Annotated in this window: 13 protein-coding genes; 6 read left to right on the forward strand and 7 right to left on the reverse strand. The window is 72.8% G+C overall.

Features of this window, described 5'->3' with window-relative positions:
* Positions 1-16: 16 nt before the first annotated feature.
* The 5 genes from KG103_RS07080 to KG103_RS07100 all read left to right on the forward strand — a co-directional run bounded on the left by KG103_RS07080 (position 17) and on the right by KG103_RS07100 (position 4,578).
* The gene (locus tag KG103_RS07080; protein WP_089801679.1) at positions 17-649 is read left to right on the forward strand and encodes an ATP-dependent Clp protease proteolytic subunit; all 633 of its coding nucleotides are present in this window, start codon (positions 17-19) and stop codon (positions 647-649) included.
* Positions 650-689: 40 nt separating this feature from the next.
* On the forward strand, positions 690-1,385 hold the full coding sequence (locus KG103_RS07085; protein ID WP_249670836.1) for an ATP-dependent Clp protease proteolytic subunit: 696 nt from the start codon (positions 690-692) through the stop codon (positions 1,383-1,385).
* Positions 1,386-1,635: 250 nt separating this feature from the next.
* The gene (gene clpX / locus KG103_RS07090; RefSeq protein WP_207340592.1) at positions 1,636-2,919 is read left to right on the forward strand and encodes an ATP-dependent Clp protease ATP-binding subunit ClpX; all 1,284 of its coding nucleotides are present in this window, start codon (positions 1,636-1,638) and stop codon (positions 2,917-2,919) included.
* Positions 2,916-3,233 carry a chorismate mutase gene (locus tag KG103_RS07095; RefSeq protein ID WP_207340591.1) on the forward strand — a complete coding sequence of 106 codons (318 nt, stop codon included), beginning with the start codon at positions 2,916-2,918 and terminating at the stop codon, positions 3,231-3,233. Before clpX ends, KG103_RS07095 begins: the two co-directional genes overlap by 4 nt.
* Positions 3,234-3,354: 121 nt before the next feature.
* Positions 3,355-4,578 carry a baeRF2 domain-containing protein gene (locus tag KG103_RS07100; RefSeq protein ID WP_307860927.1) on the forward strand — a complete coding sequence of 408 codons (1,224 nt, stop codon included), beginning with the start codon at positions 3,355-3,357 and terminating at the stop codon, positions 4,576-4,578.
* A gap of 13 nt (positions 4,579-4,591) precedes the next feature.
* Here KG103_RS07100 and KG103_RS07105 read toward each other — a convergent pair whose 3' ends face one another.
* From KG103_RS07105 to KG103_RS07135, 7 genes are all read right to left on the reverse strand, one after another.
* Entirely contained in the window at positions 4,592-6,406 is a 1,815-nt protein-coding gene (locus KG103_RS07105; protein WP_207340590.1) for an AMP-dependent synthetase/ligase, read from the reverse strand.
* A 56-nt stretch (positions 6,407-6,462) separates the two neighbouring features.
* A complete protein-coding gene (locus KG103_RS07110) occupies positions 6,463-7,242 on the reverse strand; it encodes an amino acid ABC transporter ATP-binding protein (RefSeq protein ID WP_307859577.1) in 780 nt (259 codons plus the stop codon).
* Positions 7,239-8,078: an amino acid ABC transporter permease gene (locus KG103_RS07115; protein WP_242635678.1), complete on the reverse strand. Its 840-nt coding sequence runs from the start codon at positions 8,076-8,078 to the stop codon at positions 7,239-7,241. The genes KG103_RS07110 and KG103_RS07115 overlap by 4 nt, the downstream gene beginning before the upstream one ends.
* A 61-nt stretch (positions 8,079-8,139) precedes the next feature.
* Positions 8,140-8,931, reverse strand: a complete 792-nt coding sequence (locus KG103_RS07120) for a basic amino acid ABC transporter substrate-binding protein (RefSeq protein WP_207341479.1) — start codon at positions 8,929-8,931, stop codon at positions 8,140-8,142.
* A 159-nt stretch (positions 8,932-9,090) separates the two neighbouring features.
* On the reverse strand, positions 9,091-11,751 hold the full coding sequence (gene valS / locus KG103_RS07125) for a valine--tRNA ligase (RefSeq protein WP_207341478.1): 2,661 nt from the start codon (positions 11,749-11,751) through the stop codon (positions 9,091-9,093).
* A gap of 89 nt (positions 11,752-11,840) precedes the next feature.
* On the reverse strand, positions 11,841-12,560 hold the full coding sequence (locus KG103_RS07130) for a DUF305 domain-containing protein (RefSeq protein WP_207341477.1): 720 nt from the start codon (positions 12,558-12,560) through the stop codon (positions 11,841-11,843).
* Positions 12,557-13,195 carry a DUF3105 domain-containing protein gene (locus tag KG103_RS07135; protein ID WP_207341476.1) on the reverse strand — a complete coding sequence of 213 codons (639 nt, stop codon included), beginning with the start codon at positions 13,193-13,195 and terminating at the stop codon, positions 12,557-12,559. Before KG103_RS07135 ends, KG103_RS07130 begins: the two co-directional genes overlap by 4 nt.
* 210 nt (positions 13,196-13,405) lie before the next feature.
* Here KG103_RS07135 and KG103_RS07140 point away from each other — a divergent pair, with 210 nt between their 5' ends.
* Positions 13,406-14,377 carry an EamA family transporter gene (locus KG103_RS07140; protein ID WP_207341475.1) on the forward strand — a complete coding sequence of 324 codons (972 nt, stop codon included), beginning with the start codon at positions 13,406-13,408 and terminating at the stop codon, positions 14,375-14,377.
* Positions 14,378-14,386 lie beyond the last annotated feature (9 nt).

The raw sequence follows: 14,386 nt of genomic DNA on the forward strand, positions 1-14,386 counted from the left end.
AGACGAGGGAGCCTTCGTGAACGAGCAGGTGCCGGCCGTGGCCCGGGCAGATTCTCCGGGTCTCGGTCTCAACGACCACATCTACAACCGACTGCTCCGTGAGCGGATCATCTGGCTCGGCTCGGAGGTCCGGGACGAGAACGCCAACGCCATCTGCGCGCAGATGATGCTGCTGGCGGCCGAGGACCCGGACAAGGACATCTGGCTCTACATCAACTCGCCGGGCGGGTCGATCACGGCCGGCATGGCGATCTACGACACCATGCAGTACATCAAGCCCGACGTCGCGACGATCGCGATGGGCATGGCGGCGTCGATGGGGCAGTTCCTGCTGTCGTCCGGGGCCAAGGGCAAGCGGTACGCGACGCCCCACGCCCGCGTGATGATGCATCAGCCGTCCGGCGGCATCGGTGGCACCGCCACCGACGTGCGCATCAACGCCCAGCTGATCCTGCACATGAAGAAGGTGCTGGCCGAGCTGATCGCCGAGCAGACGGGCAAGAGCGTCGAGCAGATCAACGCCGACTCGGACCGTGACCGCTGGTTCACCGCCCCCGAGGCGCTCGAGTACGGCTTCATCGACCACGTGGTGACGCAGAGCCACTCCGTGACCGGCGGCGGGGGCACCGACCCCGGTACCCCGGCCTGACGGCCCGGCGACGCGCAGAGAACCAGCGAGGAGAACCTTCGTGAGCATGGAGTCCCAGTTCATCGCCCGTGCCAGCCGGCTGGCCGGCGGCGCGGCGCCCGCGTCCCCGGCGGGCCGGTACGTGCTGCCGCAGTTCGAGGAGCGCACCGCCTACGGCTTCAAGCGCCAGGACCCGTATACCAAGCTGTTCGAGGACCGCATCATCTTCCTCGGCGTGCAGGTGGACGACGCCTCGGCGGACGACGTGATGGCGCAGCTGCTCGTGCTGGAGTCCACGGACCCCGACCGCGACATCACGCTGTACATCAACTCGCCCGGTGGCTCCTTCACGGCGCTGACGGCGATCTACGACACGATGCAGTACATCAAGCCGCACATCCAGACCGTCTGCCTCGGGCAGGCGGCCTCGGCGGCGGCCATCCTGCTGGCCGCCGGCTCGCCGGGCAAGCGTCTCGCGCTGCCCAACGCCCGCGTGCTGATCCACCAGCCCGCGATGGAGGGTGGCGGCTACGCGCAGGCGTCGGACATCGAGATCCAGGCCAACGAGCTCATCCGCATCCGCGAGTGGCTCGAGGCGGCGCTCGCGCAGCACACCGGACGCCCGATCGAGCAGGTGCGTCAGGACATCGAGCGCGACAAGATCCTCACTGCGGCGCAGGCCAAGGACTACGGGATCGTCGACCAGGTGCTCGAGAGCCGCAAGGGTGTGCACCCCACGGTGGTCCAGCCCGGCTGACGTCCGGGTGCCGCGGTCCCGCCCGACGGCGGGACCGCGGCAAACGATGGGCCATGGTTGGGTCATCCGCGCGAATCGGGACGCATCGGACGGCGTGTCGGCTCCGACACGCCGCGACGCACCCGTCGGGTTCGGCTGACACGGGGCCGCCGGTGGTGTGCAATGGGGGAACGTGACTCGCGGACCGCGAGGTCACGACGACGGCGCACCGCCGGCACGGCGGAGGGCGACACGAGGGAAGGGGACGCACATGGCGCGTATCGGGGACGGTGCGGACCTTCTCAAGTGCTCGTTCTGCGGCAAGTCCCAGAAGCAGGTGAAGAAGCTCATCGCGGGACCGGGCGTCTACATCTGCGACGAGTGCATCGACCTGTGCAACGAGATCATCGAGGAGGAGCTCGCCGAGGCCACCGAGGTCGGCATGGTCGAGCTGCCCAAGCCGAAGGAGATCTTCGACTTCCTCGAGCAGTACATCGTCGGTCAGGAGCCCGCCAAGCGGTCGCTCGCCGTCGCGGTGTACAACCACTACAAGCGCATCCAGGCCGGGGAGTCCGCGCGCGCGACGACCACCGGCGAGGAGCAGGTCGAGATCGCGAAGTCGAACATCCTGCTGATCGGCCCGACCGGCTGCGGCAAGACGTACCTCGCGCAGACGCTCGCCAAGATGCTCAACGTCCCGTTCGCCATCGCGGACGCCACGGCGCTGACCGAGGCGGGCTACGTCGGCGAGGACGTCGAGAACATCCTGCTCAAGCTGATCCAGGCCGCTGACTACGACGTCAAGAAGGCCGAGACCGGCATCATCTACATCGACGAGATCGACAAGATCGCCCGCAAGAGCGAGAACCCGTCGATCACGCGCGACGTCTCGGGCGAGGGCGTGCAGCAGGCCCTGCTGAAGATCCTCGAGGGCACCACGGCGTCGGTGCCGCCGCAGGGCGGGCGCAAGCACCCGCACCAGGAGTTCATCCAGATCGACACGACGAACGTCCTGTTCATCGTGGCCGGCGCCTTCGCCGGGCTCGACGAGATCATCACCTCGCGCGCAGGACGCCGCGGCATCGGGTTCGGCTCGCCCATCCACTCGGCCGACGACGTCGACGTCTACGGCGAGGTCATGCCGGAGGACCTGCTGAAGTTCGGGCTCATCCCCGAGTTCATCGGCCGCGTCCCGATCATCACGACCGTCTCGCCGCTCGACCGGGTCGCGCTCGTGCGGATCCTCACCGAGCCCCGCAACGCGCTCGTCAAGCAGTACCAGCGCATGTTCCAGATCGACGGCGTCGAGCTGGAGTTCGACACCGCGGCGGTCGAGGCCATCGCCGAGCAGGCGCTGCTGCGGGGGACCGGTGCGCGCGGTCTGCGCGCCATCCTCGAGGAGGTCCTGCAGCAGGTGATGTTCGAGGTCCCGTCCCGCGACGACGTGGCCCGCGTGGTCATCACGCGTGACGTGGTGCTGGACAACGTCAACCCCACGCTGGTCCCTCGCGAGGCGTCGCGTGACAAGCGCGCACCGCGTGAGAAGAGCGCGTGAGCGGTTCCGGAGCCCCCGCCGTCCCGTCGGAGCTGGCGCGGCTGCGCGGCAGCATCGACAACATCGACGCCGCGCTCGTGCACATCCTGGCGGAGCGGTTCAAGGCGACGCAGCGCGTGGGCGTCCTCAAGGCCGAGCTGGGGCTGCCCGCGTCGGACCCGGCCCGCGAGGCCGAGCAGGTGGGCCGGCTGCGTCGCCTCGCCCAGGAGGCGGAGCTGGACCCCGTGTTCGCCGAGAAGTTCCTGGCGTTCATCGTGGCCGAGGTGATCCACCACCACGAGGCCATCGCCCAGGGTCACGCGCAGCGGCCCTGACGGACGCCCGTCCGGCTCCGGTCCCGACCGGTGACCGTTGGCGTGGGCCGGGAGCGTGACCGATGGTAGAGGGGTCAGCCCCGGTGGTCCGCACCGGTCGCGCGGTGACGTCGCCGGGGACGTGCCCACGCAGGAGGAGTCCGACCCCATGCACCTGCACTGGCTCAAGCCGCTGCTCGGCCGTCCGGCGCCGTTCGTCACCGTCCACCTCGACGCGTCGCCCGCGGAGGTGGCCGGCGAGTCCGGCCCGATGGACCGCTGGCGGTCGGTGCGGCGGGACCTCGAGCGGGACGGTGCCCCCGCTGCGGTGCTCGACCAGGTGGCCGAGGTGCTCGGCCGGCCGGACGGGTGCCGCGACGCCCACGGCCGCGTCGTCGTGGCGGACGCCGAGGGTGTGCTCGTCGACCGGGTCCTGCGGGTCGCACCACCGGCGTCGCGGGGCGTGTACGGACCGGTGCCGGCGCTCTCGCCCGTCGTGCGCGCGGCGGAGGAGTCGGTGCAGGTCCTGGTCGTGGCGGTGGACCGCAGCGGCGCCGAGCTGCGGTGGCTCGACGTGGACGCCGCCGTCGGTCCGGTCCGGTCCACCGAGACCGTCGAGGGCGGTCACGACGACGTCCACAAGGTGCGCGAGAGCGGCATCGAGCGGCGCGGGCAGACGCGGGCGGAGGACTCCTGGCAGCGCAACGCCGAGGCGGTCGCCGCGGCGGTCGACCGACGCGTGACGCAGACGGCACCCGGCCTCGTGGTCCTGACCGGTGACGTGCGCACCGTCCCGCTGGTGCGCGACGCCCTGGATCAGCACACGCGGCGGCTCGTCGTCGAGGTCGCAGGCGGCGGGCGGGGCGAGGGCATCCAGGCCGGCGCCTTCGCCGCGCGGCTCGCCGAGGCGGTGGACGCGCTGCGCGCCCGACGCCGCGCGGCGCAGGTGGAGCGCTACCGCGAGGCGCGCGGCCGCGGCGAGGGCGCCGTGACGGGCATCGACGACGTGGTCGAGGTGCTGCGCCGCGGGCAGGTCGACCAGCTCGTCGTCTCCGTCGACGCGCTGGACGCGGGCCTGGCGGAGCGCACCCTGTGGGTGGGGCCCGAACCGCTGCAGCTCGCGACGTCCCGGGCCGACCTCACGACGATCGGCGTGGTCGACGGGGAGTGCCGTGAGCTGCCCGCCGACGTGGCCCTGGTCCGGGCGGTGCTGGGCCAGGACGCCGGCATCACGTTCCTGGGCGACGGGGACGTCGAGCTGGTCGACGGCGTCGGGGCCGTGCTGCGCTGGGCGGACGGGTCGACGCCCAGCGAGTCGGTCCCGACGCAGTCGGCGGACACCCGTCGGCTGCGCTCGGGGGCGTGACCCGCCCCGCCCGTCAGTGCTCGCCGCGCGTGTCCACGTAGAGCTGCTCGATCTGCGGTGCGAAGCTCTGCAGCACGGCCGCCCGCTTGACCTTGAGCGACGGCGTCAGGAAGCCGTTCGCCTCGGTGAAGTCGGTCGTGAGCACCGCGATCTTGCGGATCGACTCGGCCCGTGAGACCGCCTCGTTCGCCCGGGCGACGGCGCGGTCGAGCGCCTCGAGCACCTGGGGGTTCGCAGCGGCGGTGGGCACGTCCATCGGGGGCAGGCCGTGCATCGCCAGCCACCCCGGCAGCATCTCGGCGTCCAGGGTCACCAGGGCGCCGATGAACGGGCGCTGGTCGCCGACGACGACGACCTGGCTCACCAGCGGGTGGCCGCGCAGGCGGTCCTCGAGGAGCGCCGGTGCGACGTTCTTGCCGCCCGCGGTGACGATGATCTCCTTGCTGCGCCCGGTGATCCGGACGTACCCGTCCTCGTCGAGCGTGCCGATGTCGCCGGTCCTGAACCAGCCGTCGACCAGGGCCTCGGCGGTCTCCTCGGGCATGTGCCGGTAGCCGCGGAACACGTGCGGGCCGGAGATCCAGATCTGGCCCTCGTCGTCGACCTTCACCGAGGTGGCGGGCAGCGGCGGGCCGACGGTGCCGATCTTCGTCAGACCGGGCCGGTTCACCGTGGTCGCGGCGGTCGTCTCGGTCAGCCCGTAGCCCTCGAGCACGTGCACGCCGATGCCGCGGTAGAAGTGCCCCAGCCGCTCACCGAGCGGGGCACCGCCGGACACGGCGTACTCCACGTTGCCGCCGAGCGCGGCGCGCAGCTTGCGGTGCACGAGCGCGTCGGCCGCGCGGTGCTGGGCGCGCAGGGCCGCGCCCGGCCCCGACGGGGTGTCCAGCGCGCGGGAGTACGCGATGGCGACCTTGGCGGCCCAGCGGAAGATGCGCAGCGACGCGCCGTGGCCGGCCTTCTGCTCCGAGGAGTTGTAGACCTTCTCGAACACGCGCGGCACCGCGAGCAGGTAGCTGGGCCGGAAGGAGGCGAGGTCGGGCAGCAGGTTGCGGGTGTCCGGGGTGTGACCCATGACCGCGCCCGACTCGACGCAGAGCACCTCGATGAACCGCGCGAAGACGTGCGCCAGCGGCATGAACAGCAGCGTGCGCGACGTGGGCTTGGACACGACCTCGCCCAGGCCGATCGCACCGTTGCGGGCCAGGTCGACGAAGTTGCCGTGCGTCAGCTCGACACCCTTGGGTCGGCCCGTGGTCCCGGAGGTGTAGATGATCGTCGCCAGGTCGGCGCCTCGGGCGAGGACGCTGCGCCGGTCGATCTCGGTGTCGGACACGTCCATGCCCCGCGTGACCAGCGTGTCGATCGCGCCCTCCTCGATGACGAGCACCTCGCTCAGCCCCGGCAGGTCGTCGCGGACCTGCGTCACGACGGCGGCGTGCGCGGGAGTCTCGACGAGGGCGAGGCGGACCCCGGAGTCCGACGCGATCCACCGCACCTGCTCGGCCGACGACGTCTCGTAGATCGGGACCCCGACCGCCCCCGCCGTCCAGATCGCGAAGTCGAGCTGCGTCCACTCGTAGCGCGTGCGGCACATGATCGCGACGCGGTCGCCGGGCTGCACGCCGATGGCGACCAGGCCCTTCGCGATGGCGCGGACCTCGGCGACGAACGTGGCGACCGTGACGGGCTGCCACGTCCCGCCCAGCCCGGTCTGCCGCTCCGCGAGCACCCCCTGTGCGTCGCGCTTCAGCCGGTCGGCGAGCAGCGTGCAGATGGAGGCGCTCGGGTCGGGCTCGACGAGAGTGGGGGAGGTGTACTCGGGCATGGGGAGGGGCTCCTGAGGGCGGACGGACGACATCACGACACTAGTGCGCGCGACCGTCAGCCCTGGGGGTGCTGGTGCGTGGGATCGAGCACACGCTGGAGGAAGGACCGGGTCCGCTCCTCGCGGGGCGCGCCGATGACCTGGTCGGCCGGGCCGGACTCGACGACGAGGCCGTCATCCATGAACACGACGCGGTCGCCCACCTCGCGGGCGAAGGCCATCTCGTGGGTGACGACGATCATGGTCATGCCGGCGTCGGCGAGGTCGCGCATGACGCCGAGGACGTCGCCGACGAGCTCCGGGTCGAGCGCGGACGTGGGCTCGTCGAACAGCATGAGCTGGGGGTCCATCGACAGCGCCCTCGCGATCGCCACGCGCTGCTGCTGACCGCCGGACAGCTGCCCGGGCACCGCGTGGGCGCGGTCGGCCAGGCCGACGCGCTCGAGGTTCGCCAGCGCGACGCGCTCCGCGTCCTCGCGCGAGCGGCGCAGCACGCCGCGCTGGGCCATCGTGCAGTTCTCGAGCACCGACCTGTGCCCGAAGAGGTTGAACTGCTGGAACACCATGCCGACGTGCGTGCGGACGCGGTCGATGTCGACGTCGGGGTCGGTCACCTCGACGCCGAGCACGTCGATCCGCCCGGAGGTCGGCTGCTCGAGCAGGTTCACGCAGCGCAGCAGGGTGGACTTGCCGGACCCGGACGGCCCGATGACGCACACGACCTCGCCGGCGGCGACCTCGAGGTCGATGCCGCGCAGCACCTCACGCTCGCCGAACGACTTGTGCAGGTCCTTGACCGAGACGACGACCGTGCCGTCGGTGGGGCTCTCGCTCACTTGCCGCGTCCCTTCGCTGCCGTGCGCCGTTCCAGCCAACGTGTCAGCTGGCCCAGCGGCAGGGTGATGATGAGGTAGCACGCGCCGGCGACGAACAGCGCCGTCAGCCCGCCCTGGGCGGTGCTCAGCGCGTCGCGGCCGATCTTCGTCAGCTCGTACTCGGCGACCTGCATGCCCAGCAGGAACACGAGCGAGGTGTCCTTGGTCAGCAGGATGATCTCGTTGGTCAGCGGCGGCAGCACGATGCGGAACGCCTGCGGCATGACCACCTGGACGAGGGTGCGCCCGTGGGACATGCCCAGCGAGCGCGCCGCCTCGATCTGGCCCCGGGGGACCGCCTGGATGCCCGCGCGCAGCGTCTCGGCGATGTACGCGGACGAGACCACGCCGAGCGCGATCGACGCCTTCGCGAGCATCGAGGGGATGCTGACGCCGAACGCGATCGGCACGGCGAAGCCGACCGACAGCACGACGAGCAGCGCGGGGATGCCCCGGAAGAACTCGATGTAGGCGGTCGCGATCCACCGGTACGCCGCGACGGACGACAGCTTCATGAACGCGAGCAGCGCGCCGAGCGGCAGGCCCACGGCGAAGGCGCCGAGGGTGTACTTCACGGTGTTCCACAGCCCGCGCGGCATGCGGTCGGCGAGCTCGGCCGCGACCGCGGGGTCGAACAGCTGCGTGGTGACGTTGGCCCAGTCCGTCAGCGTGACGACGGCGAGGACCGCGGCGGCGAGCACCACGTACTGCACGACCCGGGTGATCCGGGCGCGGGTGCGTGGGCTCGTCCGGCGGCGGCCGGGTGGCATCTGCAAGGTCTGCGGGGCGGTGGTCATGCGCACTCCCGGGTCGTGGTGGTGCGGGGCCGGCGCCGGCCGGCCCCGCACCACGCGGGCGTCAGTCGGCGAGGGGCGCGGTACCGATGCGCTCGGTGTAGATGGCGTCGTACGTGCCGTCCTCGTGGATGCGCTCGAGCGTCGCGTCGACGGCCTCGAGGAGGGCGGTGTTCCCCTTCTTCACGCCGAGCCCGTACTGCTCGCCGGTCGGGAAGGTGCTCGTGACCTCGAGGCCCTCGGAGACGAACGCCCCCAGGACCGCGATGTCGTTGACGACGGCGTCGACCTGGCCGGTCTGCAGCGCCTGGATCTGCAGCCCCAGGTCCTCGAACTGCACCGGGGTCAGCCCCTGCTCCTCGACCCAGGTCTCGCCCGTGGTCGCCATCTGCACGGCGATCTTCTTGCCGGCGAGCGAGTCGACGTCGTCGATGCCCGAGCCCGCGGCCACGAGCAGACCCTGGTCGGCGTCGAAGTACGGCTGCGAGAAGTCGAACTTCGCGGCGCGCTCGTCGGTGATCGTCAGGCCGGACGCGCTGATGTCGCAGGCGCCGGTGTTGAGCGACGCGCCGGACTCCAGCGTGTCGAACGGCGAGACGACGACCTCGAGCTCGAGGCCGAGGTCCTCGGCCACCTCACGCGTGATGTCGATGTCGAGCCCGACGATCTCACCGTTCTCGTCCTCGAACTCGAACGGCTCGAACGGGGGGTTGGTGCAGACGGTGAGCGTGCCGGGCGTGACGAGCGCGAGCTCGCCGTCGGCCGCCGCGGCGGTGTCGTCGCCGGAGCCCGAGCAGGCGCTCAGGGCGAGCAGGGCGGCGGCCGCGAGCGCGGCGGCGGGCAGGTGGTGGCGCATGGGGGGTCCTTCCGAACGGATCTGTGCGCGCATAACTATACGCCTCACATCATTCCTATCCGTCACGCCGGCGCCAGGGACCTCCGTCCCCGGCCGGGCGGCGGCACGGGAGCGCCCGCCGCCGCCCCGAGGGCGCCGGCGGGCGCACGAGCGGGTGCCTCAGCGGGCGACCGCCTCGCCGAGCAGCGCCTCACGGGCGACCACGGTCTCGCCGGTGCCGGTGACGAGCTCCAGCGTGCCGGTGGCCCGGCCCGCGTTGCGCACGTCCTCGAGGGCGGCCTCGACGCCGGCACGCAGGGCGTCCGGCACCTCGAGGACCGCGTGCTCGACCGGCGTGCGCATGGAGACCTTCGCCTCGGACTTGACCTTGCGCAGCGCGGCGAGCGCGGCGCCCGCACCGGCCACCAGACGGGGCGTGGTGTCGCCCGCGGCGGCGCGCAGCGCGTCGCTGGTCGGCCACGGCGCGCGGTGCACCGTGCCCTCGCGCCACCACGACCAGACCTCTTCGGTCGCGTACGGCAGCACGGGGGCGAACAGCCGCAGCAGCGTGTCGAGCGCGAGCCCCAGGGCGGCGCGCGCGGACGCCGTGCCGGGCGTCACCTCGGCCGCCGAGGCGCCCGCACCGTACGCGCGGTCCTTGACCAGCTCGAGGTAGTCGTCGCAGAACGTCCAGAAGAACGTCTCGGTGAGCTCCAGGGCGCGCGTGTGGTCGTACGCCTCGAGGGCGGCCGTCGCCTGGTCGACGACGTCGGCCAGCCCGGCGAGCATCGCCCGGTCCAGCGGCTGCGTGACCAGCGCGGCGTCCAGCGACACGGGCTCGTCGGCCGGCCCGAAGGACAGGACGAACTTCGAGGCGTTGAGGACCTTGATGGCCAGGCGACGGCCGATCTTCATCTGGCCGACCTCGAACGCGGCGTCCGTCCCGAGCCGGGCGCTGGCCGCCCAGTAGCGCACGGCGTCCGTCCCGTGCTCCTCGAGCAGCCCCATCGGCGTGACGACGTTGCCCTTGGACTTGCTCATCTTCTTGCGGTCGGGGTCGAGGATCCACCCGCTGATCGCCGCGTGCTTCCACGGCAGCGAGTCCGACTCCAGGTGGGCGCGCACCACGGACGAGAACAGCCAGGTGCGGATGATGTCCTGCCCCTGCGGGCGCAGGTCCATCGGGAACGTCCGGGAGAACAGGTCGGGGTCGTCGAGCCACCCGCACACGATCTGCGGGGTCAGCGAGCTCGTCGCCCAGGTGTCCATGACGTCGGGATCGCCGACGAACCCGCCCGGCACGCCGCGCTGGTCGGTGGTGTAGCCGGCAGGCACGTCGCTCGACGGGTCGACCGGCAGCGCGGACTCGTCGGGGACGATCGGCGCGTCGTACCGGGGCTCGCCGTCGGCGTCGAGCGGGTACCACACGGGGATCGGCACACCGAAGAAGCGCTGACGCGACACGAGCCAGTCGCCGTTGAGGCCACCCACCCAGTTCTCGTACCGCACCTGCATGAAGTCGGGGTGGAACGCGAGCTCCTGGCCGCGCGCCAGCAGCTCCTCGCGCAGGCCCTCGTCGCGGCCGCCGTTGCGGATGTACCACTGGCGGCTCGTGACGATCTCGAGGGGCTTGTCGCCCCGCTCGTAGAAGTTGGCCTTGCGCTGGGTCGGGACCGGGTCGGCGAGCAGGTCGCCGGACTCCCGCAGACCCGCCACGACGGCCTCGCGCGCGCTGAACGTCGTCTTGCCGGCCAGCTCGCCGTACAGCGCGCGGCCCGTGTCGGACGTCAGCCACTGCGGGGTGTCGCGCAGGATGCGGCCGTCACGCCCGACGACCGATCGCGTCGGCAGGCGCAGCTCGCGCCACCACTGCACGTCGGTCAGGTCGCCGAAGGTGCAGCACATGGCGATGCCGGCGCCCTTGTCCGGCTCGGCCGCCGGGTGGGCCAGCACGGGCACCTCGACGCCGAACAGCGGGCTGGTCACGGTGGTGCCGAACAGGTGCTGGTACCGCTCGTCGTCGGGGTGCGCGATGAGGGCGACGCAGGCCGGCAGCAGCTCCGGACGGGTGGTCTCGATGACGACCGGCTCACCGTCGGGGCGGTGGAACGCGACCTTGTGGAACGCCCCGGGGTAGTCGCGGGCCTCGAGCTCGGCCTGGGCGACGGCCGTCTGGAACGTCACGTCCCACAGGCCGGGCGCCTCGGCCTGGTAGGCCTCGCCGCGCTGCAGGTTGCGCAGGAACGCGCGCTGGGACACCGCGCGGGCCGTCGCGCCGATCGTCTGGTAGGTCATCGACCAGTCGACGGACAGTCCGAGCCGGCGCCACAGCGCCTCGAACTGCACCTCGTCCTCGGCCGACAGCCGCTCGCACAGCTCGATGAAGTTGCGGCGCGAGACCGGCACCTGGTCGCCCGGCTTCACGGCCTTGCCGTCCGTGCCCTCGTGCGGGGGCACGAAGCCCTCGACGTACGGCAGGGACGGGTCGCAGCGCACGCCGTAGTAGTTCTGCACCCGGCGCTCGGTCGGCAGGCCGTTGTCGTCCCAGCCCATGGGGTACATGACCGCGCGGCCGCGCATGCGCTGGAAGCGGGCGACGACGTCGGTGTGGGTGTACGAGAAGACGTGGCCCACGTGCAGCGACCCGGACACGGTCGGGGGCGGGGTGTCGATCGAGTACACCTGCTCGCGCTCGGCCGTCCGGTCGAACGTGTAGGTGCCGTCGTCCGCCCACGTGCGTGACCAGCGCTCCTCGAGGCCGTCCACCGTGACCTTGTCCGGTACCTGGCGGGCGGCGCGTGCGCTCGTCGGGGTCTCGGGGCTGGGGGTCAGGTCGCTCATGTCACCCATCCTCCCAGATCGAGGAACCCGGCCGTGCACGCGGTCGACGCCGCACCGGGGGCGCCGGCAGCCCTGCCGGTGCCGGGGCGTCAGTCGTCGAGCGGTCCGCCGCGGGCGTCGAGGAGGTCCTGCAGCACGACCTGCTCGCGGCTCTGGGAGTCGACGATGCCCTGCGCGAGGCGCGTCACCTCGGGATGCCGCGCGTGCTCGGCCGCGTACCCGGCCATCTCCACCCCGCCGACGTGGTGGTCGATCATCAGCGACAGGAACAGGCGCTCGGCGTCGGTGCCGTCGGCGTCGCGCAGCGCCGCCATGTCGGCCGCCTGCACCCACCCGGGCATCGCGGACAGCCCGCCCGTGCCTCCCGCCCCCGCCGCGTGCGCGTGCTCCCCGTCCTCGCTCATCCAGGCCATCGGGCCGTCGGGGGACGCCGCCGGCAGGCCCCACAGGCGCAGCCAGGCCGCCATCTGCCCGATCTGCTGCTGCTGGATCGTGAGGATGTCGAGGGCGATCGCGCGCAGCGTCTCGTCGTCCGACCGGTCGCGGACCAGCACCGCGAGCTCGACGGCCTGCGCGTGGTGCGCCTGCATGTCGCGGGCGAACCCGGCCTCGACCGAGCCGTCGGACGGGGTCGCGGCGTCGGGGCGCGCGACGAGCGTCGCCCCGACGGCCGTGCCGACCACCAGTGCCAGCAGGACCAGCAACGCCACGACGGCGCGGCCGGTCCCGGACAGCCCGACGAACGCCTGCCCCAGTGCGGACCGGGTGCGGTCCGCAGGCGCAGGCGCCGGCGCCGGGACGTCCGTCACGCGGGCGACCCCACGCCGTTGCTGCACAGCGCACCGGCCTCGGGCAGCTCGGGGTTCAGCAGGTACTTGCGGACGAAGACCGGCAGCCGCTCGTCCTCGGCGTCGTCGAGCTGGAGCTGGACGCCCCACGCGGTCGCGACGACGGGTGACGGCTGGCCCTCGTACGGGGAGACCATCACGTAGGGGCGGCCGTCGGCGAGCGCGTGCAGCGCCGCGACCTGGTCGGCCGGCAGGTCGGGGGAGTGCGTGAGCCAGACGGCGCCGTGCTCGAGGGAGTGCACGGCGTGCTCGTCGACCACCGGGGCGTCGTACACGCCGCAGTTCTGCCACACGGCGTTGTGCTCACCGCCCACCGGGGGCGTCTGCGGGTAGTCGACCTCGGTCGTCACGTGGTCGAACGACAGGCCGTCGAACGTCTCGACGCCCTCGATCTCCTGTCCCGCCTGGGCCTCGAGCTGCGAGGTCCGGCGGGACTCGCCCACCAGCACGACCGCGGTCGCCGCGATCAGCCCCGTGACGAGCGTGCCGATGACGCCGAGGACGATCGCGGTCTGCCGACGGGAGGAGCGGCGCTGCGCCGCCTGGATCTGCGCGAGCCGTGCGGCCCGCTCCTCGCGCTGGGAGGACGTGCTCATGCGGGGTCTCCGTCTCGGTGGGCCGGTGCGGCTGTGGTCGGTCGGGGGCGTGGTCGGTCAGGCTACGCGAAGTTGAACCGTCAACCAAGGCGTGGGGGTGCCTCGCGGTGCGCCGGCCGCACCCCGCCCGCACCACGCTCTCGACCGGGTCGTCGGCCGCGGCTAGCGTGACCCTCCGAGGAGCCTGCGGGCCGACCAGCGGGAGGCACGGTGCAGGGCTCCGGCACGCGCAGCATCGGGATCGTCACGGGGCTCGTCGCCGCCCTCGCGTTCGCCACCAGCGGGCCGGTGGTCAAGCCGCTGCTGGCGGCGGGCTGGAGCCCCGGAGCCGCCATCGTCGTCCGGCTCACCGTGGGCGCGCTGCTCCTGGCCGGCCCGGCGCTGTGGGCGCTACGGGGTCGCTGGGTCGCGCTGCGTGCCGACTGGGCCACCGTCGTCGGGCTCGGCCTGCTGGGCGTCGCCGGGGCGTCGACGCTGTACTTCCTCGCGGTCGACCGGCTGCCGGTCGCGGTCGCGCTGCTCGTCGAGTACACCGGCCCGCTGCTCCTGGTGCTCTGGTCGTGGGTGCGCACGCGGCGCGCACCCGCCCCGGCGACCCTGGCGGGTGCCGCACTGGCCATGGGCGGGCTCGTCCTCGTGCTCGACCTCACCGGCACCCTGCGGCTCGATCCGCTCGGCCTGCTGTTCGCCGCCGGGGCGGCGGTCGGCAACGCCGCGTACTTCGCCCTCACCGCGCGACCCGTCACGCTGCCGCCCGTGAGCCTGGCGGGGGCCGCGATGGCCGTGGGCGCGGCCGTCGTGGGGCTGCTGGCGGCCGTCGGCGTGCTGCCGGTCGAGGCGCCCGACGTCCGCGTCGAGGTGCTGGGGACCCGGATGCACTGGGCGGTCCCGCTGCTCGTGGTGGCCGCGGTGCCCACGGCGTTCGCGTACGGGGTGTCGGCCGTGTCGGTGCGGTTGCTGGGGGAGCGGCTCGCGTCGTTCCTCGCGCTGTCGGAGGTGCTGCTGGCCGTGCTGCTGGCCTGGGTGCTGCTGGGCGAGCAGCCGCTGGTCGTGCAGGGGCTCGGTGCGGTCCTGGTGGTCGCCGGTGTCGCGCTGGTGCGCGCCGGGGCGGACCGTGACGTGCGGCGGGGCGCGGCCCCGCCGCCGGCCGTCGACGTGCAGGCGACGTCCGGGCCCGGCTGAGCCGGCCGC

The sequence above is a fragment of the Cellulomonas wangleii genome, assembly GCF_018388445.1.
GTDB lineage: Bacteria > Actinomycetota > Actinomycetes > Actinomycetales > Cellulomonadaceae > Cellulomonas > Cellulomonas wangleii.

Bases quoted from the DNA above. Each gene is read 5' to 3' on its own strand.
- clpX (WP_207340592.1), top strand. From the start codon at position 1,636: ATGGCGCGTATCGGGGACGGTGCGGACCTTCTCAAGTGCTCGTTCTGC.
- KG103_RS07105 (WP_207340590.1), bottom strand. From the start codon at position 6,406: ATGCCCGAGTACACCTCCCCCACTCTCGTCGAGCCCGACCCGAGCGCC.
- KG103_RS07115 (WP_242635678.1), bottom strand. From the start codon at position 8,078: ATGACCACCGCCCCGCAGACCTTGCAGATGCCACCCGGCCGCCGCCGG.
- KG103_RS07120 (WP_207341479.1), bottom strand. From the start codon at position 8,931: ATGCGCCACCACCTGCCCGCCGCCGCGCTCGCGGCCGCCGCCCTGCTC.
- valS (WP_207341478.1), bottom strand. From the start codon at position 11,751: ATGAGCGACCTGACCCCCAGCCCCGAGACCCCGACGAGCGCACGCGCC.
- KG103_RS07135 (WP_207341476.1), bottom strand. From the start codon at position 13,195: ATGAGCACGTCCTCCCAGCGCGAGGAGCGGGCCGCACGGCTCGCGCAG.